The sequence below is a fragment of the Nioella ostreopsis genome (assembly GCF_004000255.1).
Classification (GTDB): domain Bacteria; phylum Pseudomonadota; class Alphaproteobacteria; order Rhodobacterales; family Rhodobacteraceae; genus Nioella; species Nioella ostreopsis.
This window is the reverse complement of sequence record NZ_RCIQ01000015.1, coordinates 60,961-84,276: the sequence shown is the minus strand read 5'-3', so window position 1 is coordinate 84,276 and position 23,316 is coordinate 60,961. Positions and strand designations below refer to the sequence as shown.

26 protein-coding genes are annotated in these 23,316 nt (G+C 62.9%); 16 read left to right on the top strand and 10 right to left on the bottom strand.

The window, feature by feature from the left end; translation table 11 throughout:
* Positions 1 to 40: 40 nt before the first annotated feature.
* From EP237_RS15635 to EP237_RS15595, 9 genes are all read right to left on the bottom strand, one after another.
* Positions 41 to 730 (bottom strand): hypothetical protein, encoded by a 690-nt coding sequence (locus tag EP237_RS15635; protein ID WP_127561840.1) that lies wholly within the window; start codon positions 728 to 730, stop codon positions 41 to 43.
* On the bottom strand, positions 727 to 1,254 hold the full coding sequence (locus EP237_RS15630) for a DUF805 domain-containing protein (protein WP_164744727.1): 528 nt from the start codon (positions 1,252 to 1,254) through the stop codon (positions 727 to 729). The genes EP237_RS15635 and EP237_RS15630 overlap by 4 nt, the downstream gene beginning before the upstream one ends.
* A gap of 192 nt (positions 1,255 to 1,446) precedes the next feature.
* Positions 1,447 to 2,328: a succinate--CoA ligase subunit alpha gene (gene sucD, locus EP237_RS15625; RefSeq protein WP_127561838.1), complete on the bottom strand. Its 882-nt coding sequence runs from the start codon at positions 2,326 to 2,328 to the stop codon at positions 1,447 to 1,449.
* 1 nt (position 2,329) lies between these two features.
* Positions 2,330 to 3,379: a hypothetical protein gene (locus tag EP237_RS15620; RefSeq protein WP_127561837.1), complete on the bottom strand. Its 1,050-nt coding sequence runs from the start codon at positions 3,377 to 3,379 to the stop codon at positions 2,330 to 2,332.
* Positions 3,380 to 3,395: 16 nt separating this feature from the next.
* Positions 3,396 to 3,923, bottom strand: coding sequence for a succinyl-CoA synthetase subunit beta (locus EP237_RS15615; protein WP_240661663.1), 528 nt, complete (start codon positions 3,921 to 3,923; stop codon positions 3,396 to 3,398).
* A complete protein-coding gene (gene sucC / locus EP237_RS15610) occupies positions 3,920 to 5,113 on the bottom strand; it encodes an ADP-forming succinate--CoA ligase subunit beta (protein WP_127561836.1) in 1,194 nt (397 codons plus the stop codon). The genes EP237_RS15615 and sucC overlap by 4 nt, the downstream gene beginning before the upstream one ends.
* Before the next feature lie 218 nt (positions 5,114 to 5,331).
* Entirely contained in the window at positions 5,332 to 6,078 is a 747-nt protein-coding gene (locus EP237_RS15605) for a class I SAM-dependent methyltransferase (protein WP_127561835.1), read from the bottom strand.
* Between the two features lie 77 nt (positions 6,079 to 6,155).
* Positions 6,156 to 7,118 carry a malate dehydrogenase gene (mdh, locus tag EP237_RS15600; protein WP_127561834.1) on the bottom strand — a complete coding sequence of 321 codons (963 nt, stop codon included), beginning with the start codon at positions 7,116 to 7,118 and terminating at the stop codon, positions 6,156 to 6,158.
* A gap of 244 nt (positions 7,119 to 7,362) precedes the next feature.
* Positions 7,363 to 7,674 (bottom strand): hypothetical protein, encoded by a 312-nt coding sequence (locus EP237_RS15595; protein ID WP_127561833.1) that lies wholly within the window; start codon positions 7,672 to 7,674, stop codon positions 7,363 to 7,365.
* A gap of 230 nt (positions 7,675 to 7,904) precedes the next feature.
* Between EP237_RS15595 and EP237_RS15590 the strand changes: the two genes are divergently transcribed.
* The 16 genes from EP237_RS15590 to EP237_RS15520 all read left to right on the top strand — a co-directional run bounded on the left by EP237_RS15590 (position 7,905) and on the right by EP237_RS15520 (position 22,491).
* Complete coding sequence (locus EP237_RS15590) at positions 7,905 to 8,762, top strand: HpcH/HpaI aldolase/citrate lyase family protein (RefSeq protein WP_127561832.1); 858 nt, start codon at positions 7,905 to 7,907, stop codon at positions 8,760 to 8,762.
* Positions 8,763 to 8,795: 33 nt separating this feature from the next.
* Positions 8,796 to 9,347 carry an NnrU family protein gene (locus EP237_RS15585; RefSeq protein ID WP_127561831.1) on the top strand — a complete coding sequence of 184 codons (552 nt, stop codon included), beginning with the start codon at positions 8,796 to 8,798 and terminating at the stop codon, positions 9,345 to 9,347.
* Positions 9,348 to 9,375: 28 nt separating this feature from the next.
* On the top strand, positions 9,376 to 10,407 hold the full coding sequence (locus tag EP237_RS15580) for a MaoC family dehydratase (protein ID WP_127561830.1): 1,032 nt from the start codon (positions 9,376 to 9,378) through the stop codon (positions 10,405 to 10,407).
* A gap of 145 nt (positions 10,408 to 10,552) precedes the next feature.
* Positions 10,553 to 10,963 (top strand): hypothetical protein, encoded by a 411-nt coding sequence (locus tag EP237_RS15575; RefSeq protein WP_127561829.1) that lies wholly within the window; start codon positions 10,553 to 10,555, stop codon positions 10,961 to 10,963.
* 170 nt (positions 10,964 to 11,133) lie between these two features.
* Positions 11,134 to 11,517 (top strand): succinate dehydrogenase, cytochrome b556 subunit, encoded by a 384-nt coding sequence (gene sdhC, locus EP237_RS15570; protein WP_127561828.1) that lies wholly within the window; start codon positions 11,134 to 11,136, stop codon positions 11,515 to 11,517.
* An 11-nt stretch (positions 11,518 to 11,528) separates the two neighbouring features.
* The gene (gene sdhD, locus EP237_RS15565; RefSeq protein ID WP_127561827.1) at positions 11,529 to 11,900 is read left to right on the top strand and encodes a succinate dehydrogenase, hydrophobic membrane anchor protein; all 372 of its coding nucleotides are present in this window, start codon (positions 11,529 to 11,531) and stop codon (positions 11,898 to 11,900) included.
* 24 nt (positions 11,901 to 11,924) lie between these two features.
* Positions 11,925 to 13,733 carry a succinate dehydrogenase flavoprotein subunit gene (gene sdhA, locus EP237_RS15560; RefSeq protein ID WP_127561826.1) on the top strand — a complete coding sequence of 603 codons (1,809 nt, stop codon included), beginning with the start codon at positions 11,925 to 11,927 and terminating at the stop codon, positions 13,731 to 13,733.
* A 12-nt stretch (positions 13,734 to 13,745) separates the two neighbouring features.
* Positions 13,746 to 14,525 (top strand): succinate dehydrogenase iron-sulfur subunit, encoded by a 780-nt coding sequence (locus tag EP237_RS15555; RefSeq protein WP_127561825.1) that lies wholly within the window; start codon positions 13,746 to 13,748, stop codon positions 14,523 to 14,525.
* A gap of 400 nt (positions 14,526 to 14,925) precedes the next feature.
* Positions 14,926 to 15,660 (top strand): suppressor of fused domain protein, encoded by a 735-nt coding sequence (locus tag EP237_RS15550; protein WP_164744726.1) that lies wholly within the window; start codon positions 14,926 to 14,928, stop codon positions 15,658 to 15,660.
* Positions 15,661 to 15,759: 99 nt separating this feature from the next.
* On the top strand, positions 15,760 to 16,086 hold the full coding sequence (locus EP237_RS15545; protein WP_127561823.1) for a hypothetical protein: 327 nt from the start codon (positions 15,760 to 15,762) through the stop codon (positions 16,084 to 16,086).
* 8 nt (positions 16,087 to 16,094) lie between these two features.
* Complete coding sequence (locus EP237_RS15540) at positions 16,095 to 16,820, top strand: ZIP family metal transporter (protein ID WP_127561822.1); 726 nt, start codon at positions 16,095 to 16,097, stop codon at positions 16,818 to 16,820.
* 128 nt (positions 16,821 to 16,948) lie between these two features.
* Positions 16,949 to 17,089, top strand: coding sequence for a hypothetical protein (locus EP237_RS23165; RefSeq protein ID WP_164744725.1), 141 nt, complete (start codon positions 16,949 to 16,951; stop codon positions 17,087 to 17,089).
* A gap of 74 nt (positions 17,090 to 17,163) precedes the next feature.
* Positions 17,164 to 18,315 (top strand): sialidase family protein, encoded by a 1,152-nt coding sequence (locus EP237_RS15535; protein WP_127561821.1) that lies wholly within the window; start codon positions 17,164 to 17,166, stop codon positions 18,313 to 18,315.
* Between the two features lie 62 nt (positions 18,316 to 18,377).
* The gene (locus EP237_RS15530) at positions 18,378 to 20,009 is read left to right on the top strand and encodes an FAD-binding dehydrogenase (RefSeq protein ID WP_127561820.1); all 1,632 of its coding nucleotides are present in this window, start codon (positions 18,378 to 18,380) and stop codon (positions 20,007 to 20,009) included.
* Positions 20,010 to 20,237: 228 nt separating this feature from the next.
* Positions 20,238 to 21,074, top strand: a complete 837-nt coding sequence (locus tag EP237_RS15525; RefSeq protein ID WP_127561819.1) for an urea carboxylase-associated family protein — start codon at positions 20,238 to 20,240, stop codon at positions 21,072 to 21,074.
* A gap of 241 nt (positions 21,075 to 21,315) precedes the next feature.
* On the top strand, positions 21,316 to 22,491 hold the full coding sequence (locus EP237_RS15520) for a type III PLP-dependent enzyme (RefSeq protein WP_127561818.1): 1,176 nt from the start codon (positions 21,316 to 21,318) through the stop codon (positions 22,489 to 22,491).
* 79 nt (positions 22,492 to 22,570) lie between these two features.
* On the opposite strand, the gene deoD is transcribed toward EP237_RS15520, so the two are convergent.
* Positions 22,571 to 23,275: a purine-nucleoside phosphorylase gene (deoD, locus tag EP237_RS15515; RefSeq protein ID WP_127561817.1), complete on the bottom strand. Its 705-nt coding sequence runs from the start codon at positions 23,273 to 23,275 to the stop codon at positions 22,571 to 22,573.
* Positions 23,276 to 23,316: the final 41 nt, after the last annotated feature.

Genomic DNA, 23,316 nt, shown 5'->3' with positions numbered 1-23,316 from the left:
CAATCGGCGGTGAAATAGGGGAGCGGACGGAAGCGATGTGTCATTCGGATACCTCAATGCTCCAATCTACGAATATGGCGTGCCGACCGGTCAGCAAGGCGGTCAGAAGCGCTGGACCTTCGAACCGCAAGGCGGCGACGCGAGGGCCGTCAGTCTCGTCGGTGCCGTCCGGTTCGACGAGTGCGGATGAGAAGGCGAAACCGGGCAGCGCGTCACGGTCGCCAAGAATTTCAGTGGCTTCAGGCAGGTTTGGTGCCGCAAAAACGCACGACAATCTGACCGAATTTGTGCTGTCAGGCAGAAGAAGAACACTCGCCGACACGCCGTCGCGACGGAACACGTGCGCCGGGGCCCGGTACTGGAGCGCGCCCCATCTTGCGGCCCGGTCCAGGAAGACGCTGACATCGCCCATGCCTTCAAATGCGCGGGTCAGCCTTGCCACCGCAAGTCCGGGTTGGGCCACCGTTGCGACAGCCTCGGCTCTTTCCGGGCTGTCCGCTGCCAGCTGTTCCCAGCCATGCCCCTCCATTTCGGCGGCATAGGCGTCTATATCCGTATGGCCTGTCAGGCAAGGGGCGTAGATCGGGTCGGTTTCTGCTGGCGCTGCCACGGCCGCAGCGCTTGCAAAGCACAGCATGGCCCAAGCCGCGACGGCGCTGCGCAGCAGGCTAAACCCAGTGGTAGCGGCGCGCGGCGCGTGAGTCTTAATGCCGGAGCGAAATGGAGTCATTGGACACGCTCTTTCTGGTTGGGGCCAAAGCGGTTGGGGCCGGGTGTCGACTTGCGGGCCAGCAGAAAGATGGTCAGCGCAATGACGAAGAGGAAGGCCGCTGCGGCAATCGGAAACAGGGTTTCGGCCATTCGTGCGGCCGCAGAGCGGGGCATCGTCGACATCGCCGAGGAAACGGCGAGAATGAAGGTGACTCCCAGCACCAGAAACACCGGCGGGGTCATCATCAGCCACCAGCCGCGATAGTCGATGTCGTGCAGGCGGCGCACTGCGGCCGGGATCATCAGCACCAAAGCCACCAGCGACCAGAGCTTCAGGACCGGGTGACGGCTGGTGGTGCCCAGGCGGGTATCGCTGACGGTGTCGATCAGCACACGGGTAAAGAACAGCCGGTCAAGGGCGACGGCCAGCACCCCCATCCCCACAAGGATCAGCATGAAACCCCAGAACTCGGACCGCGCGGCGCGGCCCGTCAGTCTGAAAGGGGTTTGCAGGCAGGTTTTTGTGGCTTGGACAGGGGTCATCGGTGCCCCCATGCGGCGCTATTCGGGTGCGCGTGACCAGCCGGATGACGCAGCCAATACAAGACCGATGACGCCCGCCCCTTGGAAAAGGGCGCCTTGAAAAAACCGGGATTGTAGCTGTCTGGAAATCTCAACATGCTGTCCGTGGGTCGGGCGCAAGGCGGGCCATCCCCGCCCTGCGCGAAAGTGTGTTTATCCAATCGCCTTCAGCACAGCCTCACCCAGACCGGCGGGGCTTTCGGCCACGACGATACCGGCGGACTGCATGGCTTCGATCTTGTCTTCGGCGCCGCCCTTGCCACCGGCGACGATGGCGCCGGCATGGCCCATGCGGCGGCCCGGAGGCGCGGTGCGGCCTGCGATGAAGCCTGCGGTCGGCTTCCAGCGGCCGCGCTTCTTCTCATCGGCGAGGAACTGGGCGGCGTCTTCTTCGGCCGAGCCACCGATTTCCCCGATCATGATGATCGACTCGGTCTCGTCATCGGCCAGGAACCATTCCAGCACGTCGATATGCTCGGTCCCCTTGATCGGGTCGCCGCCGATGCCCACACAGGTGGACTGGCCCAGACCCACATCGGTGGTCTGCTTCACGGCCTCATAGGTCAGGGTGCCCGAGCGGGACACGACACCGACGGAGCCACGCTTGTGGATATGGCCGGGCATGATGCCGATCTTGCAGGCGTCGGGGGTAATGATGCCGGGGCAGTTGGGGCCGATCAGCTTGGAGGAGGAGCCTTCCAGCGCGCGCTTGACGCGCATCATGTCCAGAACCGGGATGCCTTCGGTGATGCAGATGATCAGCTCCATCTCGGCGTCGATGGCTTCGAGGATCGAATCGGCGGCGAAGGGCGGCGGCACGTAGATCACCGACGCGTTGGCCTCGGTCACATGCTTGGCTTCGTGAACGCTGTCGAACACGGGCAGGTCCAGATGGGTCATGCCACCTTTGCCGGGCGTCACGCCGCCGACCATCTTGGTGCCATAGGCGATGGCCTGTTCAGAGTGGAAGGTGCCTTGCGAGCCGGTAAAGCCCTGACAGATCACCTTGGTGTTTTCATCTACGAGTACGGCCATTTTATTGTCCTGTCACTTGCGGGATTGCTGCGGCCGCGCCTGGCGCGGACCGGGGTGATTGAGATGCAGAGGCGCCCGGAAACAGGCTGTCCGCTGCGGGAAAGGCAAGCGCGCGAAGCGCTTCGTTGCTGTCGGCATTCATCGCCCGCACGCGCGCCGCCTGTTCCGGGCTGAGACGCAGGCGCTTGCTGCCGAAAAGGAAAGGCATGTTGCGGCTGTAGAAGCGGCGCTGGGCGCGGATCAGTCCCAGCTTTTCGATGGCTTTACCGAAAAGGCGGCTGGTCCAGAGCAGCAGGTGAAGCTGATAGAGCGGCATGGAGTCGTTGAGCCGCGAAGGGCGACGGGTCTGGCTGGCATCGGCGCCGATGGCATGGGCGAAATCGTCAATCAGGTCGCCGCCTTCGAAAGCCGCCCGGTCGAAGAGCCGCACATCGACATTCTCGTCCCCCGCGACGCCGCGCCATTTTTTGATCAGCGCGTGATAATCGTTTAACCCGAAGCGTTCGATATAGGCATCAAGGCTGTCCGTCGTGCCAGACCTGACCGCCTGCACATAGGCGCTCGCAACCCAATCGGTCTGCTCGCGGATATAGACCACATAGCGCACCTCACTAAAGCGTGTGGCAAACCAATTGTGCAGCTTCTCCATCTCAGGCACATTCTTAATACCTGCCCCGATATGTTCGGACGAGGTCAGATAAGTGCCTTCGCCGTGCGGAGGAAAGGTGGCTTCGACACCGGTTAGGAACTGGTCCAGCCGTTCCTGCAGGTCAGCGCGGCTCCGAATTCGGTATGACTGCGCCTGCCAGCCACCCGGGACGTAGTTGGTGCGTTGCGAATGGGCATAGATCGTCCAACCAACGGCGGTCGACAGATGCGGGCCGCCATGGGGTTCAAGGCTGTCATACCAGATGCCCTGATCGCGCAGCGCTGCCCGGTTGATCTGCAACCAGCCCTGCAAGGTGGTGGATCCGGTCTTGTTCAGGCCCATATGCACGATACAGCGCTCGCGCTTTCCCGAAGGATGGGAGATGGGCCGCTGATCGGTCACGTCTGCTCCCCCTTCCTCAGTTCGCGGACGGCATCAGCCGCTCCACGTTCAGGAATGTCTCGATCCCGTTCGGGCCGGGGCGCGTGCCCACATGAACAACCGCCACGCGGACAGGGTTCAGCTGGCGTGCGCCCAGAAGGACGGTGCCGGGCGTTGCGCCATGGCTGGCGGGGATATCTGCCGGGGTGTCGATGCCTTCCGCCGCCAGTGCCGCAAGCGCGGCTTCGGCGGCACGGTCCGCATGGTCGCCGTCGAAGGCAAGCTCGCAGCGCCGGTCGGTGCCCTCTGTCGCAGCGCGTCCCATGACCGGAGAGGCCGGAACCGTCAGGAATGGGTCTAGGTCATAGAAATCAACCCGCGCTCCGGTCGGGTGAAGCAGGTCTGACACCCGGTCCGCCGTGAGGCGGGGATCGAAGCAATGCGCGGCAAAGCCCGCGATGGCGCGGTCCGCAACCGCACCATCAGCCTTGGCATCGGCGGCGGCACAGACCGCCACCAACGCCAAAGAGGCCGAAGCCCGGTTTATGCCGCGCAGGGCGATCACCCCTTGACCGCCGCCACGATCTTCTGCGCGCCGTCCTTCAGGTCGTCGGCAGCGATCACGTTGAGGCCGGAGGTGTTGATGATCTCTTTGCCCTTTTCGACATTGGTGCCTTCCAGTCGGACGACCAGCGGAACCTGAAGGCCCACTTCCTTCACGGCCGACACCACGCCCTCGGCGATGATGTCACAGCGCATGATGCCGCCGAAGATGTTCACCAGGATGCCCTTCACGTTGGGGTCCGAGGTGATGATCTTGAAGGCTTCGGTCACCTTTTCCTTGGTCGCACCGCCGCCCACGTCGAGGAAGTTGGCAGGCTCCGAGCCGTAGAGCTTGATGATGTCCATCGTCGCCATGGCGAGGCCCGCGCCGTTCACCATGCAGCCGATCTCGCCGTCGAGCGCGATGTAGTTCAGGTCATACTTGGAGGCGGCGAGTTCCTTGGGGTCTTCCTCGGTCTCGTCGCGCAGTTCGGCGATGTCACGGTGGCGGTAGATGGCGTTGCCGTCGAAACCGACCTTGGCGTCCAGCACCTTCAGATCACCCTTGTCGGTCACGATCAGCGGGTTGATCTCCAGCATCTCCATGTCCTTCTCGGTGAAGGCCTTGTAGAGCAGCCCCATCAGCGCCACGCACTGCTTGACCTGCGGGCCCTTCAGCCCGAGAGAGAAGGCAACGCGGCGGCCGTGGAACGGCTGATATCCGGTTGCGGGATCGACGGAGAAGGACAGGATCTTTTCAGGCGTCGCGGCGGCGACCTCTTCGATATCCATGCCGCCCTCGGTCGAGCAGACGAAGGAAATGCGGCTGGTCTGGCGGTCCACCAGCAGGGCCAGATACATCTCGGTCTCGATGCCCGATCCGTCTTCGATATAGATGCGGTTGACCTGCTTCCCGGCGGGGCCGGTCTGGTGGGTCACAAGGGTGCGGCCCAGCATCCTTTTGGCTTCATCGGCGGCTTCTTCCACCGATTTGGCCAGACGCACGCCGCCCTTTTCGCCTGCATCGGCTTCCTTGAACGAACCCTTGCCGCGGCCGCCCGCGTGGATCTGTGCCTTGACCACCCAAAGCGGGCCATCGAGTTCACCGGCTGCGGTTTTGGCGTCTTCAGCTCTCAGGACCACGCGGCCATCGCTGACCGGGGCGCCGTAATTGCGAAGCAAAGCCTTCGCCTGGTATTCATGAATGTTCATGAAACTGTCCCATGTTGCTACTTGGTCCCGTCCGTCTAAGCACAAGTCATGCGTGCAAAGAAACGCCATTTTGCCGTTTCGGCGGGCATTTGCCGAAAAAAGCCGGATTTGTGATCACAGTCGGAAAAGGTGTGATCACAAATGGGAAGTCCCTTGTTCTCAAGGGGCTGGCTGCGACGAATCACTGATATCTCAGGATTGGTGGCAATCGGGATCGCTCAGGAAGACATCATGACGGGGGTAAAGCCGGCACTGTCATCCAGTCTGACCGCAGACAACAGCGGATGGCCAGCGCGTGCCTGACGGCGGGCGCTGACATACTCGAAACTGTCGTAGAAGCGGTCCGCGCCATGGTCCTTCAGCGTGACATCCGTCCAGTCCGCGAGGATCTGATCATAGGCCTCCGACAAGGCGGCATTGTCCGGGTCCAGGTTGGACAGCATCACAAGGCCCGTGGGTTTGCAGTCCAGCACGTCAATCTTCAGATCGGGGCGATACTGCTGGAGGATCGGCAGCAGTTTCCACACATCGCCGGTCCAGGCCGCTTTGGGGATATTGTCCAGATCGCGCGTGGTCATCTCGTGATCGAAGGGGCAGCAATCATGCATCATGATCACGCCTTCGGGGCGTGACCGCTTTTCGGTCTCGATGACATCGCGCAGCAGGTACTCGAACAGGTGCATCCCGTCGAGAAAGCTCAGGCTCAGCCGAATGTCGAGCGCGTCCAGAAATCCGCTGGCGAAGAAATCGTCGCTGGTCTGCTGGAAGATATGCAGCGCGGGCTTGGCTCCGATCGCGTTGCGCTCCACCCGGAAGAAGGGGTCAACCGCGATGGTTTTCGATCGGACCGGCGCAAAGGAAGATCCGTCCCGGCAGCCGATTTCCATGTACCAGTCCAGCAGCGTGGTTTCGTGCAGGTTCCTCAGGAACCGGTGGTAATGCATGCCGGTGGCGGGTTTGAACATGCTGTGCTGGCCCCTACTGATCCCGAAACGAAAAAGGCAGCCCGAAGGCTGCCCTTTGCTTACCGTATCGGACTCGCTCAGGCGAGGCTTTCGTCGATCGCCTTGCAGGCCTCGACCAGACCTTTGACCGCATCGACCGATTTGGTGAACATCGCTTGCTCGTCCTTCGACAGCTTGATGTCCACGATCTTTTCAATGCCGCCGGCGCCGATGATGGTGGGCACGCCCACATACATGCCGTTCAAACCAAATTCGCCGTCGCAATAGGCCGCGCAGGGCAGCAGGCGATTCTGGTCTTTCAGGTAGGCCTCTGCCATTTCGATGGCCGAGGTGGCGGGGGCGTAATAGGCAGATCCGGTTTTCAGCAGGCCGACGATTTCCGCGCCGCCGTCACGGGTGCGCTGCACGATGGCGTCCAGCTTCTCCTGCGTGGTCCAGCCCATCTCCACCAGGTCGGGCAGCGGGATGCCGCCAACGGTGGAGTAGCGGACCGACGGCACCATGGTGTCGCCGTGGCCGCCCAGAACGAAAGCGGTGACGTCGCGCATGGACACGCCGAATTCCACCGACAGGAAATGGCGGAAGCGGGCGGAGTCGAGCACGCCTGCCATGCCGACAACCTTGTTCGCGGGCAGGCCCGAGAACTGCTGCAGCGCCCAGACCATCGCATCCAGCGGGTTGGTGATGCAGATCACGAAGGCGTCGGGGGCATTGTCGCGAATGCCCTCGCCTACGGATTTCATGACCTTGAGGTTGATCCCCAGAAGGTCGTCGCGGCTCATGCCCGGTTTACGGGGCACGCCTGCGGTGACGATGATGACATCGGCACCGGCAATGTCGGCATAGGATGTGGTGCCGGACATGGCGGCATCGAACCCTTCCGAGGGGCCGGATTCCGCGATGTCGAGTGCCTTGCCCTGCGGCACGCCGTCGGCGATGTCGAACAGAACGACGTCACCGAGTTCCTTGATTGCTGCGAGATGGGCAAGGGTGCCGCCGATCTGGCCTGCGCCGATAAGGGCAATCTTGGGTCTGGCCATGAGAATTCGTCTCCGAGCTCAGTTGAAGTTGCCAAGTGGCCTAGCCGCACTAGGGGAGTCGCGCAAGGGCCTTGCGGCGCGGCGGAAAGCCCCATCTTGCCGCACTGCGGCGAATGAGGCGGATAACGCGCTGGAATCAAAATAAAAATCCATGTTCTCGGGCTGGTCAAAATGTATGCAAATGTATGCCACAATGTGAAATGGGAGGCTATTAACCGCATTTTGGCGGGAAAGGTGCCTGCGTTCAGGTCGCCTCGCCAGCCGGACCCCGGGCCAGATCCTCCCATGAATTCCCGGATGCGACCAGGCAGGTGGTGCCATCGGGGGCGGTGACGGTGATCGTCCAGGTGCCGGTTTCGTCAGACGCGAAGATTTCGACGATGCGGCCTGCCGGGCCCATGCCCCAACTGCGGGCGGTTTCGCCGAAATAGCCGGTCAGGGTGCCGACGATCTGGTCGCGTTCGGCACAGATCGTCCGGGCGGTTTGCGCGTCTGCCATGGCGGGCAGCACCAGCAGCGCGAAGGGCGCGATAAAGAGAGAAGCGAGGCGGGTCATCCTGTCTGCCTTTCGTTGCGGGAACGGGCAGAGATGCAGGGAAAGCGACGGTTCCGCCCGAAGCTCCCATTCAAAGATCGGGAAAGCCTGCCGCAGAAACGCGAAGATTCGGTTAATCCAAGCTGTCGCGCCGCGAAAGAAAATTTCGCTACGTTGCGGCATAAAGCAACTTGCATTCGCAGCATTCTTTGTGTTTTGTGCCGCCGATCTTGCCCGAAAGGACGGTTTTCATGACCCAGACCGCACGCCCCTTCCGCTCTGTTCTCTATATCCCCGGCTCGAAAGAGCGGGCGTTGGAGAAGGCCAAGACCCTGCCTGTAGACGCGATCATCTTCGATCTGGAAGACGCGGTCGCGGTCGAGGAAAAGGTCAATGCCCGCGCCACGCTGGCTAATGCCCTGGCCGCTGGTGGCTATGGCAACCGGATGCGGATCGTGCGGATCAACGGGCTCGATACCGGGTGGGGGGAGGCCGATGCCAAGGCCGCCGCCGCCATGGATTGCGACGCGGTGCTGCTGCCCAAGGTGGAAAGCGCGGCGCAGGTCGATGCGCTGGCCGCCCTTGTCGGTGACAAACCCATCTGGGCGATGATGGAAACGCCAAGGGGCATGATCAATGCGCCCGAGATTGCCGCCCATCCGCAGATGCAGGGCTTCGTCATGGGCACCAACGACTTGGCCAAGGAAATGAACACCCGCTTTCGCGCCGACCGCTTGCCGATGATGGCGGGGCTCAGCCTCAGCCTGCTGGCCGCCAAGGCCGAGGGGATCGTGATTGTCGACGGGGTCTACAATGCCTTCAAGGATGACGAGGGGCTGCGCGCCGAATGCGACCAGGGTCGTGACATGGGCTTTGACGGCAAGACGCTGATCCATCCCGCACAGGTCGATATCGCCAACGCCGCCTTTGCGCCCTCCGAGGCCGAGGTTGACCTCGCCCGCCGCCAGATCGCGGCCTTTGAGGAGGCCGAGGCCAGCGGACAGGGTGTGGCCGTTGTCGACGGAAAGATCGTCGAGAACTTGCATGTCGCCACCGCCAAGGCCACCTTGGCAAAGGCGGAAGCGATTGCTGCGATGCAGGCGGGCTGACGCAACAAACCAGTCAGCCAGCGGGAGACGCACATGTACCTCATCCTCATGATCCTCGGGATCGTCCTTTGGGCCGGTGCCCATCTGTTCAAACGCGCAGCCCCCGCTGCCCGCGCCAATATGGGCGACAAGGGCAGGGGCCCGATTGCTCTGGCGCTTCTGGCCAGCATCGTGTTGATGGTGATCGGCTTTCGCGGGGCAGAGGTGGGGCAGGTCTGGTATCCGCCGGTCTGGGCCACGCATGTAAACAACCTGCTGGTGCTGATTGCGATCTTCATGATGAGCCCGGCCCCACGGAAGGGCAAGCTGCTCAACAACATGCGCCACCCGATGCTGACGGGCTTCGGCCTCTGGGCCGTGGCGCATCTGCTGGTCAATGGCGATCTGGCGTCGGTGATCCTGTTCGGCGGGTTGCTGATCTGGGCCATTGTCGAGGTCGTCGTGATCAACCGGGCAGAGCCCCGCTGGCACCCCACACAGACCGGAACCTACGCCAAGGACGGCATGTTCCTTGTGGCTTCGGTCATCCTGATGGGCGTGATCGGCTACATTCACTTCTGGCTGGGATACTGGCCCTTCGGCTAGGCCCCGATAATAAGAGAGACACAGGCACATGGCCAAGACGAACCCCGGCAATTTCTTCGAGGATTACAGGCTTGGCCAGCGTATCCACCACGCGGTGCCACGCACCGTGTCGGGGGGTGAGCGGGCGCTTTACCACGCGCTCTATCCCGCCCGGCACGCGCTGCATTCCTCCGATGAATTCGCGCGCGCCTGCGGGTTGCCGGCCTCGCCGCTGGATGATCTGGCCGCGTTTCATGTGGTCTTTGGCAAGACCGTGCCGGATGTCTCACTGAACGCCGTGGCGAACCTTGGCTATGCCGAGGGGCGTTTCAGAAAGCCGGTTTACCCCGGCGATACGCTGCGCTCGGTCTCTGAAGTCATCGGGCTCAAGCAGAACTCCAATGGCAAGTCGGGCGTGGTCTATGTGCGCACGGAAGGGCTCAATCAGCGGGACGAGGTCGTTCTGGACTATGTCCGTTGGGTCATGGTGCGTAAAAACGATCTGGACGCGCCCGCGCCGGAAACGGTGATCCCCGATCTGGCCAAGGTGGTTCCTGCCGATAGCCTGATCATCCCCGAGGGGCTGGATTTCAGCAGGTACGACTTCACCCTCGCAGGTGAGCCGCATCGGTGGGGCGACTATGAGGTCGGTGAAATCATCGACCATGTTGATGGCGTGACCATCGAGGAAGCCGAGCACATGATCGCCACGCGCCTGTGGCAGAACACCGCCAAGGTGCATTTCGACGCCACGTTCCGCCCGGATGGTCAGCGGCTGATCTATGGCGGGCATGTGATTTCGATGGCCCGCGCGCTCAGTTTCAACGGGCTGGCCAATGCGCAGCTGATCGCGGGCATCAACGCGGGCGCCCATGCCAACCCCTGTTTCGCGGGCGATACGGTAAAAGCCTGGACAGAGGTGCTGGACAGGGCAGAGACCGCCGCCCCCGGCGTCGGCGCGCTGCGGCTGCGGCTTGTGGCAACCAAGGGCGGTCAGGCAGGGGAATTGAAGGGTGAAGACGGGAAATACCTGCCCGAAGTGCTACTGGATCTGGATTATTGGGTTCTTGTTCCCGTCTGAGGCACAATCCCGCGATAAACCCCGATAAATCCGGTAAACCCCTTAAAAGTGCGAGTTTTGCACGGTTTGCGGCGCGACAATGCCCTATTTCTGACGTTAACTTTCGGTTAACCTGCCCAAAAGGACAGGTCTGAAAGGGATCTTCATGCATTCGCTGGCTATCGCGCTTTATTACCTCGCTTCACTGGGCACCATCTTCATGGCCGCGCGCTATCTCTTCGGCAGCCTGCCGACGCAATACCATCGGGACATGGTCGAAAAAGCGGGCGGCGAGATGAGCGAGATCCTGGAGACGATCCTGCTGTCTCATGGCCGTGCGCTCGGGGCGGCGCTGCTGGCCTCGGGCGTGTCGATCTACCTGTTCGCGGACATGATCGAGGCGGACTCGAACTTCATCATCCGGCTGCGTCCGGTGCTGGTCGGCCTGATCATCGGCATGCCAATCACGGTCTATACACGTCAGCTGGAAGAGAGGACCGGCGTGCAGACGCCTTGGCGAGTCTCTATGGTTCTGTTGGCCGTGCTGATGGGTGGCTTCGGTCTTTCCTTTTTGTGATCACACTATTTGAGGACGTGATCACAAAATGCCGCTCTGCGGCGATAAGACACAAAAATCTGCAAAAAAACCGGGGCAAATCTGCGCGCGGATAGGTGACTCCTTGAAAAAAGGCGTTATGCATAAGGGGAACAAGCAATCACCTAGCACAACCTGAAAGGGTGTTCGCCATGGCTGACGTCAATCGCGGCAACCGTCCGCTGTCCCCGCACTTGCAGATCTACCGCAAGCAACTCAACTCCGCGACCTCGATCCTGAACCGGATTACCGGTGTCGCGCTTCTTGGCGGGGCGGTTCTGGTCGTCTGGTGGCTGATGGCCGCCGCAACCAGCGAAGCCTATTTCGAGTTTGTGGACGGGCTGCTGACCTGCATCTTCGGTGACATCCTCATGACGCTTTGCGTTCTGGCGCTGTGGTATCACGCGCTGGCCGGCGTCCGCCATCTGGTCTGGGACATGGGCTATGGCCTTGATCCCGATGACAGCGACAAGATGGGCTGGGGCATGATCATCGGCAGCGTCGCGCTGACCTTCCTGACAATCATCGCAATCTGAGGGGCTGATCCATGGCACTTATGACCGACCGCAAACGCGTGATTGGCCTCGGCTCGGCCAAATCGGGCACCGATCATTTCTGGAAGACCACCGTAACCGCCGTGGCGCTGCTGATCATCACACCGATGTTCCTGTTCAGCTTCGGCCCGCTGTTGGGGGAGCCCTATGCCGATGTGCAGGCCGCCCTGTCGCGCCCCTTCCCCGCCGTATCGGCTGCCCTGATGCTGATCGTCGGCTTCTACCACTTCCGCCTTGGGATCCAGATGGTGATCGAAGACTACATGCAGGGCCTCGCCCGCAAAGTCGCCATTATCGTCTCGGCCTGCATCAGCTACGGGCTGATGGCCTTCGGCCTCGTTTCGCTCGCCCAGATTGCGCTGTAATCCAGGGACAGGAGATCAAGAAAAATGACCGCGTCCTACGAAATCCATCACCACTCCTATGACGTCGTTGTCGTCGGTGCCGGGGGCTCCGGCCTGCGCGCAACGCTCGGCATGGCCGAACAGGGGCTGAAGACCGCCTGCGTGTCCAAGGTGTTCCCGACCCGCAGCCACACCGTGGCGGCACAGGGCGGCATCGCCGCGTCGCTCTCCAACATGGGCCCCGACCACTGGCAGTGGCACATGTATGACACCGTCAAGGGCTCCGACTGGCTCGGCGATACCGACGCGATGGAATACCTCGCGCGGGAAGCCCCCAAGGCGGTCTATGAGCTAGAACATTACGGCGTTCCGTTCAGCCGCACCGAGGAAGGCAAGATCTACCAGCGTCCCTTCGGCGGCCACACGACCGAATTCGGTGAAGGCCCCGCCGTGCAGCGTACCTGCGCCGCCGCCGACCGCACCGGCCACGCCATCCTGCACACGCTTTACGGTCAGTCGCTGAAGCACAATGCGGAATTCTATATCGAGTATTTCGCAACCGACCTGATCATGTCCGAGGACGGGCAGTGTCAGGGCGTCGTGGCCTGGAAGCTCGACGACGGCACCATGCATGTCTTCAACGCCAAGATGGTGGTGCTGGCAACGGGCGGCTATGGCCGTGCCTATTTCTCCGCCACGTCTGCCCATACCTGCACCGGCGACGGCGGCGGCATGGTGGCCCGCGCGGGCCTGCCGCTGCAAGACATGGAATTCGTGCAGTTCCACCCGACCGGCATCTATGGCTCCGGCTGCCTGATCACCGAAGGTGCCCGCGGCGAAGGCGGTTACCTGACCAACAGCGAGGGCGAGCGGTTCATGGAACGCTACGCGCCGCAGTACAAGGACCTCGCCCCGCGCGATTACGTCAGCCGCTCCATGACCATGGAAATCCGTGAAGGCCGTGGCGTGGGCGCAGAGGGCGACCATATCCACCTGAACCTTTCCCACCTGCCTGCCGAGGCACTGGCCGAACGCCTGCCCGGCATCTCGGAAAGCGCCAAGATCTTCGCCGGTGTCGACGTCACCAAGGAACCGATCCCGGTCATCCCGACGGTGCATTACAACATGGGCGGCATTCCCACGAACTACTGGGGCGAGGTTCTGAACCCGACCAAGAAGGATCCGACGGCGATTGTGCCCGGCCTGATGGCCGTGGGCGAGGCGGGCTGCGCCTCCGTTCACGGGGCGAACCGCCTTGGTTCCAACTCGCTCATCGACCTCGTGGTCTTCGGCCGCGCCGCCGCGATCCGCGCCGGTCAGGTCGTCGATCCCGAGTCCACGATGCAGGCGTTGAACCAGGCCTCCGTCGACAAGGCCATCGGCCGCTTCGACGGGCTGCGCTACGCCAATGGCGACACCCCGACCGCCGAGCTGCGGTTGGAGATGCAGAAGACCATGCAGGCCGACGCCGCCGTCTTCCGCACCTCCAAGACATTGTCCGAAGGCGTCGAGAAAATGACCGCCATCGCTGGCAAGATGGGCGATCTGAAAGTCACCGACCGCAGCATGGTCTGGAACAGCGACCTGATGGAAACGCTGGAACTGACCAACCTGATGCCGAACGCCCTGGCCACCATCGTCGGCGCAGAGGCCCGTCAGGAAAGCCGTGGCGCCCATGCGCATGAGGATTTCCCCGAGCGCGACGACAAGAAATGGCGCGTCCATACGGTGTCCCGTGTCGAGGGCAACAGCGTCGCGCTGGACTACCGCCCGGTCATCACCGACCCGCTGACCACCGAAACCGAGGGCGGCATTTCGCTCAAGAAAATCGCGCCCAAGGCGCGGACCTTCTAAGGAGACGAGGACATGGTTCAATTCACGCTTCCCCGTAACTCCAAGATCATCACGGGCAAAACCTGGCCCAAGCCCACGGGCGGCACCAATATCCGCAAGTTCCAGATCTATCGCTGGAACCCCGATGACGGCAAAAACCCGCAGGTCGACACCTATTTCGTCGACATGGACACCTGCGGCCCGATGGTTCTGGACGCGCTGATCAAGATCAAGAACGAGATCGACCCGACCCTGACCTTCCGTCGCTCCTGCCGCGAAGGCATCTGCGGATCCTGCGCGATGAATATCGACGGGATCAACACGCTGGCCTGTATCTACGGCATGGACGAGATCAAGGGCGACGTGAAGATCTACCCGCTGCCGCATATGCCGGTGGTCAAGGACCTGATCCCGGACCTGACGCATTTCTACGCGCAGCATGCCAGCATCATGCCGTGGCTGGAAACCAAGACGCAGCGGCCCGAGAAAGAGTGGCGCCAGTCCATCGAGGACCGCAAGAAGCTCGACGGTCTTTATGAATGCGTGATGTGCGCCAGCTGCTCCACCTCCTGCCCAAGCTATTGGTGGAACGGCGATCGCTACCTTGGCCCCGCCGCGCTGCTCCATGCCTATCGCTGGATCATCGACAGCCGCGACGAGGCGACGGGCGAGCGCCTGGACGAGCTGGAGGATCCCTTCAAGCTCTACCGCTGCCACACCATCATGAACTGCACCAAGACCTGCCCCAAGGGCCTGAACCCGGCCAAGGCCATCGCGTCGATCAAGAAGATGATGGTCGAGCGGCAGCTCTGATCCGTAAGACATTCCGAGTTCGGGCCGGTGACATCCCCGTCGCCGGCCCGTTTCTTTTTCGACTCTCGTCAGGGGGGTTTACTCCGCCCCGCGAATGCAGGACCATCCAGCCGATCGGGTTCACGAGTATCGGTTCTGATGTTGCGTAACGAGGGTAAGGACGGCGGAAAGAGCGCGGGGCATATCCCTGTCTCCCCGACCGTTTCGCCCATGCATGACGCGGCTCGCCAGCCTGATCACCCCCGGACAAGCGTCATTTCACGCGTCCCTCCGACCAATGCCATTTCAAACCGCAGCCCCGTCGGGCCGCATCATTCAAGATCTCGTGAGAGCAATTTCGCTCGCGGACGGCACGAGCCTAAACCCTCGCCCCCTCTGCACCAAGAAAGGTTCCATCCCGATGAAATTCCTGAAGAAGATTTTCGGCGGCGCGCAAAAGCCCGCACGGACGAAAGACACCGCCTCCGCGTCGCACGGGCCTGAGCCCCTTGCCCTGCCAGGTCATGAGGTGATCCGGGACAGGCTGGCCGAAGCGTTTGGCGTTCAGCCGATCCTCTTTCATGAACTGGTGTCGGATGTCGTGCCGATCGACATCCTGTGCTTTGCCCCCACAGGCACCCGCGACCACTGGGTCTTCGTGACCCTGGGCATGAGCAACGAACGCATGGCCGTGCCGGACAATGGCGACCCCGCGATTTGGGGCCGGGCCGAGCTGATGATCGGGCTGCATGCAGACTGGGGCGACGAGGTGGTCGAGATCATGCAGCAGCGCTGGAACGACGATGCCGCGACTTGGTGGCCGATCAAGTATCTCAAGCACTACGCCCGCTATCCGCACAGCGCCGGGGCGTTCTTGGCGGATGGTCACACGCTGTCCTCCCCGGACGGGGCGCCCTATTCCGGCGATACGGGGATGAGTGCCGCCATGGTCAGCTATCCGACGATCCTGCCGGACGAGGCCGTGCGCTTTGATCTGCCGAACGGGGACAAGGTGACCATCCTGGGGCTGGTCTATCTCTATCCGGCAGAGTTGGAGCACAAGGCCGATGTCGGGCTCGACACGTTCAGTCTCGATCTTGAGGAACAGGGCGTGTCCGAGGTGATCTACCCCGATCGCAGGCCCATGGTGGGGTGACAGACGGGCGACCCGGTTTGACCGTTCGACCCGTCAATCTCAGCTGCAACGTTCGTCGCCCCTTGCCCCCACGGCGGGCGGGGCTATCCTGACCGGGACATGACCGATCTCGATGCCATCCTGCCGCCCTGGCTGCGCGAATATCTGCCTCAGGACCATCCGGGTCTGGTGGCGGGGCTGACGCTGCTGGCCATCTTCCTGTGGCTCAGGATTGGGGCGTTGCTGATGGGCATGGCGCGTGCAAGACGCAAAGGCACACATGTCGGGCACCCACCCGAGTCCGACAGCCCCACGCGCGACTGTCTCTGGGAACCCGACGCGCGCCCCGCCCCCTGGGGTCGCGCCCGCTGGCGATGCGCCGCTTGCGGCGGGGTGGAGTTCACAGAAGGCGCCCATCCCCCGCAATACTGCATGCGCAACCCGTAGCCGCGCCCATGCCCCAGATCGCAGATAGCCTGATCCTCGCGCTTATCCTGTCCACACTGGCCGGGCTGGCCATCCCGCTTGGCGGGCTGCTGGCCCGCATGGAACATATCCGCCCCCGTTGGCTGGAAACCGAACTGCGCCACACGGTCATCGCCTTCGGCGGCGGGGCGCTGCTCTCTGCCGTTGCTCTGGTGCTGGTGCCCGAAGGCACGGCCCATGTGGCCGCACCAGTGGCGATCCTGCTCTTTGCGCTTGGTGGACTGGCCTTTGCCTGGGTCGACAGCCAGCTGGACCGCAAGGGCGGCGGCGGCCCGCAGCTGGTGGCGATGCTGCTCGACTTCCTGCCAGAGTCGCTCGCCCTCGGGGCACTGATGGCCAGCGGGTCGCAGACCGCGTGGCTGCTGGCGGGGATCATCTTTCTGCAAAACGTCCCGGAGGGGTTCAACGCCTACCGAGAGCTGATCCACAAAGGGCGCATGGCTCCGGGCCGGGTTCTGATGCTCTTCTGTGCATTGGTGCTGGTTGGCCCCGCCTCCGCCGCCGCTGGTCACATCGTTCTGTCCGACGCACCCGCGGTGCTTGGCGGGATCATGCTCTTTGCGGCGGGTGGCATCCTCTATCTGATCTTCGAAGATATCGCCCCGCAAGCCGCCCTGCGCAATCGCCATGCCCCGCCGCTTGGGGCGGTGGCCGGGTTCCTTTTGGGGCTGGCGGGGCAGCTGATGACCGGGTGACCTTGGGTAAGCCCTTGCCCCATATGCGAAAACCGCAATCTCCCTATGCCGAATTGGCAGATGTGCCTGCGCATGACAGACCCTATTCTGATCCGCAGGGAGGACATCCAAAGCCAAAGAGGCCCGATATGTCCAAATCTGAAACCACCCAAACACTCGACCCTGATACGGCCTTGCGCCTGTTGGAAGAGTCCCTGTCCTACTTCACCCCGATCCCGGTTCCGAAAGCCACTGCACAGGACTACGAGGACTTGCCCGTCGCGGCCTGACCCCAAGGGGCTTGGGGGACTCGCGCAATAGCTGCTATTCTGTTGGAATACACCACCCAAGCGCGAGTCTTCCCATGCCTCAATCCATTACCGTTCTCGTCGGCACCACCAAGGGTGCGTTCCTGATCACGGGCGGCGAAGATCGCAGCGGCTGGCAGGTCAGCGGCCCCCATTGCGGCGGCTGGCCGATCAACCACATGGTGGGCGATCCCGACACCGGCACAATCTGGGCGGGCGGCGGCGGCGACTGGCATGGAGCGGGCGTCTGGCGGTCGGAGGATGGGGGCGAGACATGGGACCTGGCCAAGCTGTCCTCTGGTCAGATGGACGAATGGGCCGCCAACGACGCCGAATTCGCCGCGATTATCGGCTGGACGGATACGCCGCCGCCTTTCGGCAAGGATCTGCACTCGGTCTGGTCGCTGCATCAGGCCCATGGGGTGCTTTCTGCGGGCGTGAAGCCCGGCACCCTGCTGGAAAGCCGCGATGGCGGGCAGAGCTGGACCCGGAACGAAGGCCTCGCCAGTCACGAAAGCCGCGAAGGCTGGGGGCCGGGAGCAGCCGGGCTGACGCTGCACACAATCGTCTCGCATCCGACGGATCCGTCAAAGCTGTGGATCGCCATTTCCGCCGCCGGGGTCTTCGTCAGCGAGGATGGCGGCCAAAGCTGGGACCGGCGCAATCGCCTGTCCAACGCGGAAAGCTGCGGCCATCACGACCACCCCGCCGCGCCGCGTGACGGGCAGACCGGGTATTGTGTTCACAATATGCAACGCGCCAGTGACGGGACGCTCTACCAGCAAAACCACCACGGCGTGTTCCGCAGCCGGGACGAGGGCCGATCCTGGGACGATATCACCGAAGGGCTGCCCTCGACCTTCGGCTTTCCGATTGCCGTCAATCCCCATGATCCGGCGATGATCTGGACGATCCCCTTGAATGGCGACATGGCGGGCCGTTTCCCGCCCGATGCCGCCGCCGCTGTATGGCGGTCCTCCGACGGGGGCGACAGTTGGCAGGCGATGCGTGCGGGCCTGCCGCAAACCGCCTGTTTCTTCACCGTCCTGCGCCAGTCCATGTCCACCGACCGGGCCGATCCCGCAGGCGTCTATTTCGGCACCAATACCGGGTCCGTCTTCGCCAGTTTCGACGAAGGTGCAACCTGGTCCGAGATCGCCCGCCACCTGCCCACGGTTCTGGGGCTGGAGGTTCTGCACCGAACCTGACGCAACTTGGCGATTTGCGAAACCGCAGGTCCGGGGTAGCGTGTCGGACGGGAGGACGGGGAATGGACGCAGATGTGATCGTCGTGGGCGGCGGGCTGGCTGGCATGGTCGCGGCCTGGCACGCGGCGGAGCGTGGGCGCAGCGTGATCCTGCTCGATCAGGAGGGGCCGCAATCGCTCGGCGGGCAGGCCTGGTGGAGCCTTGGCGGGCTCTTCATGGTGAACACCCCCGAACAGCGCCGGCTTGGCCTGAGGGACAGCCGCGATCTGGCCCGCGCCGACTGGATGGGATCCGCGCAGTTTGATCGGGCAGTGGATGACATGCCGCGTCAATGGGCCGAGGCCTATCTGGATTTCGCCGCTGGCCCGATGCGGTCTTACCTGCACGGGCTTGGGATGCGCTGGTTTCCCGTGGTGGGATGGGCCGAACGCGGCGGCGCGCTGGCGGGCGGGCATGGCAATTCCATTCCGCGGTTTCACATCACATGGGGCACGGGAACGGGCGTGGTCAGGCCCTACGCGGACCGCATCCGCGCCCATGACAGGATCAAGCTGCAGTTCCGCCACCGGGTGACCGGGCTGATCATCGAGGGCGACGAGGTACAGGGCGTTCATGGCGTCACGCTGGCTGAAGACAACGCCCCGCGCGGCGCCCCGACCAATCGCCAGGTGGAGGGAGAGTTCACCCTGCGCGCCGGGGCCGTGGTGCTGACCAGTGGCGGCATTGGCGGCAATCACGAATTGGTGCGGGATTACTGGCCCCGTGACCGGTTGGGGATGCCGCCCGAGCAGATGGTGTCCGGCGTGCCGGACTACGTGGACGGGCAGATGCAACTGGTGGCCGAGCGCGCGGGCGCGGCCGTCATCAACAAGGACCGCATGTGGCACTATTGCGAGGGGCTGCGAAACTGGGATCCGATCTGGCCGAACCACGGCATCCGCATCCTGCCCGGGCCCTCCTCGCTCTGGTTCGATGCCAATGGCGACCGGATGCAGGCGCCATTCTTCCCCGGCTTCGACACGCTCGGCACCCTGAAACGCATCCTGTCCACGGGGCAGTCCCATAGCTGGTTCATCCTGACCCAGAAGATCATCGAAAAGGAGTTTGCCCTGTCGGGGTCGGAACAGAACCCCGACCTGACATCGGGCCGTTGGCGGGCGGTCTTAAGGGAACGACTCGGCAAAGGCGCGACGCAGGCGGTCGAGGCGTTCAAGGACAAGGGCGAAGATTTCGTCGTGGCGGGCGGGTTGGAGGATCTGGTGGCGGGGATGAACCGCATCAATCCCGGCCCGGAGTTGTCGTTTGATCATATTCGCAGGCAGATCGAGGACCGTGATCGGCAGATTGCGAACAAGGTCGCAAAGGATGCGCAGGTGACCGCGATCCGGGGCGCGCGCGGTTATCTGGGCGACAGGCTGATCCGCACGGCAAAGCCGCACCGCATCCTCGACCCCAAAGCCGGGCCGCTGATCGGGGTGCGGCTGAATGTGCTGACGCGGAAATCGCTTGGCGGGATTCACACCGACCTTGCAGGCCGGGTGCTGCGCAGCGATGGCACGGTGCTGCCGGGATTGTGGTCGGCGGGGGAGGTGGCAGGCTTCGGCGGTGGCGGCTATCACGGCTACAACGCGCTGGAAGGGACGTTTCTGGGCGGCTGCATCTTTTCGGGCAAGGTTGTGGGCGAGGCGCTGTGACGTGACCGGGATTTCGCCGCCTTCGGCGTCGACCCGCGCGGCCCTTGCGGGCCGCGAATGGGGGCTCCGCCCCCGCCGCCTGCGGCGACTCCCCCGAGGTATTTGGGCCAAGATGAAAGAGCGGGCGCGGTCCGGATCGGGGCGTCGCGGCTGTACAGGGGGTGCACGGGGGGTGTACGCAGGGTGTACAGGGGGCACCCCCCTGTTTTCGACGATCAGGAGAGACCCATGAGCGCACCCGCCGATGCCGACGCCCGCAAGGCCATTGCCCCGGTGATCTGCTACCCCAATGACACCCTTCCCCGTCTTGACCCGGCTGTGGCGACCCGCGCGACCCAGGGCTGGAAGAAAGTGGCTGAGGTTCTGACGCCGCCGCGCGACGGGGCCTGTTTTCGGGTGAAGGCGGGGCAGGCGTTCCGGATTTCCTCGGTCGAGGGTCCGCAGGTGGGGGATTTGAACCTGTGGAATATGCATGATCTGACGGAGCGATTTTATTCAGGGAAAACAAGGGCCTTGCATGGCACGCATGTGACGACGGGGGATCGGCTCTGGTCGTCTTTTCCGGGGCTTCGGCCGATGGCGACGATCCTGGAAGACAGCCTGAACTGGTACGGCATGGATGCCTATGGCGGGTCCGTCCATGACGTGATCGGCACCCGCTGCGATCCCTATACGCATAACCTGCTGGCGGGCGGGCAGTATCACCATTGCTGCCATTCCAACCTGACCCGGGCTTTGGCTGCCGAAACCGGGATGACCGTGGCGGAGGCCGAGCCGCTTGTTCACGATGTCTTAAACGTTTTCATGTGTACTGGCTTCACCCGCGACACCGGGCAGTACTTCATGAAGGCCAGCCCCGTGCGCCCCGGCGATCATCTGGACTTCGTGGCAGAGATCGACCTGCTTGGCGGGCTGTCTGCCTGCCCGGGGGGCGATTGCAGTTCGGAGCATTCTTCAGACACGGCGGCGTGTTATCCGCTGCTGGTGGAGGTCTTCGATACGGACGCGACCGACGATTGGGTGTCGCCGCCTGTGAACGGCTATGATCGAAGCCATGGGGTCTGAGATCGGCCTGCCCTTGAAAACTTGATCAAAACTGCGTCGGATCTGCGCCGAAAAAACTTCTGCCGTGACCAATAAATTTCTTGCAATGACTCGGCAAAAGCCCCAAATGCGCCGTCACAAGACGCCAACGCACGCGCCTCTGTCATGGGTGGTTTCGACCGCCGCAGTTACGTAGCGACGGTAACGTCTCCGAACTGGAACTTTGCCGCCCTTTGATGGGCCAGGTCTGTTGGAGATGACCATGACCGCTATGTTGACCGATTTCTCGGATTCTATTGCCGTCGCCGCACGATCCCGTGCCGAGACCTTCATTGCAGCGAACCGCTTCGAGCGCCCGACCCTCGTGATCGACACCGAGGCGGTGGCCGATCGCTATGCTGCCCTGTCCCGTGGGCTTGGCGATGCGCATATTCACTACGCTGTAAAGGCCAACCCGGCCCCGGAAATCATTGCGCGTCTCGTGTCGCTTGGCTCTGGCTTTGATGCTGCAAGCCGCGCCGAGGTGGAGCTGTGCCTGGACCAGGGGGCATCGCCGGACCACATCTCTTTCGGTAACACCGTCAAGAAACCCGCCGACATCGCCTATGCCTACGCGCAGGGCATTCGCCTGTTCGCAGCCGATGCGGAAGAAGAGCTGGAAAAGATCGCGGCCCACGCCCCCGGCGCGCAGGTCTATATCCGCCTGATCGTTGAATTTTCCGAAGCCGACTGGCCGCTGACCCGCAAGTTCGGCTGTGCCCGGACCAACCTGCTGCATCTGTTCCAACATGCCGTGATGCTGGGGCTCGACCCGGTTGGCCTGTCCTTCCATGTGGGGTCCCAGACCCGCCGGGCCTCTATGTGGGCGGGTATCCTCGATGAGGTCGCTGGCAGCTGGCGCGCGTTGCAGAAGGCCGGGTTCTCGCCCCGTGTGCTGAACATCGGCGGCGGTTTCCCGGCCTTTTATGGTGAAGAAGTGGATGGGCCGGAAGTCTATGGCGCAGAAGTGCGCCGCCTGATTGCCGACCGCTTCGGCGATGTCGCTCAGATCATGGCGGAGCCGGGCCGCGGTCTCGTGGCCGAGGCCGGTGCCATCGCGGCCGAAGTGCTGCTGGTGTCGCGCAAGGCGCGCACGGACCTGCACCGTTGGGTGTTTCTCGACATTGGCAAGTTCTCGGGCCTTGCCGAGACCATGGATGAAGCGATCCGCTACCAGTTCATCACCGAACGGGATGGCGATGACGCCATGGGCCCCTGCATTCTGGCAGGCCCCTCCTGTGACAGCGCCGATGTGCTTTACGAAAAGCGCCCGGTCTTCCTGCCGCTCAGCCTGCAATCGGGCGACCGGATCGTGATCCGCAATTGTGGGGCCTATACCTCGACCTACGCCTCGATCGGCTTCAACGGCTTCCCGCCGCTCGACGTGGTCGTGATCTGATCAGCGCGGGCAGGGGGTTGTGAACACGGCCCCCGTCCGCGCCGGACCCGAAGGCTTTTGTCAAGAAAGCCTTCGTGCGTCAGGCAAAGGCCGCTTCCAGAGCGATCTGCACCATATCCGCAAAGCTCGACTGCCGGTCTGACGCCGGCAGGGCCTCATGCGTTTGCAGGTGGTCCGAAATCGTCAGAACCGCAAGCGCCCGGCAGCCGTAGCGGGCAGCCAGCACGTAGAGTTCCGCCGCTTCCATCTCGACCGCCAGAATTCCGTGGCGGGTCATCTGTTCGTTCAGGTCGGGCCGTTCATCATAAAATACATCCGACGAATAGATCCCGCCCACATGCACCCCGCAATCCAGCTTCTGGGCGGCGGCATAGGCCGCCTGAAGCAGCCCGTAATCCGCGCAGGGGGCGTAGTTCAATTCCTTGAAGATGCCGCGTGACGGTGTGGAAAGCGATGAGCTTGTCATTGCAAGAACAACATCGCGCAGTTTCACCTGCGGTTGCATTCCGCCTGCGGATCCGATCCGGATGAGCGTCCTGGCCCCATAGTCTCGGATCAGTTCATTGGCGTAGATCGACAGGCTCGGCATGCCCATGCCTGATCCCTGAATGGTGACACGGTTGCCATTCCAATAACCGGTAAAGCCAAGCATCCCGCGCGTTTCGTTCACGCAGACCGGATCGTCCAGAAATGTTTCTGCTGCCCATTTGGCGCGCAAGGGGTCCCCTGGCATCAGGACGGTTTCTGCGATCTCTCCGGGGGCGGCGCTGATATGAATGGTCATTGGAAACCCTGTATGTGACTGACGCCACTTTGCCCGAGGTC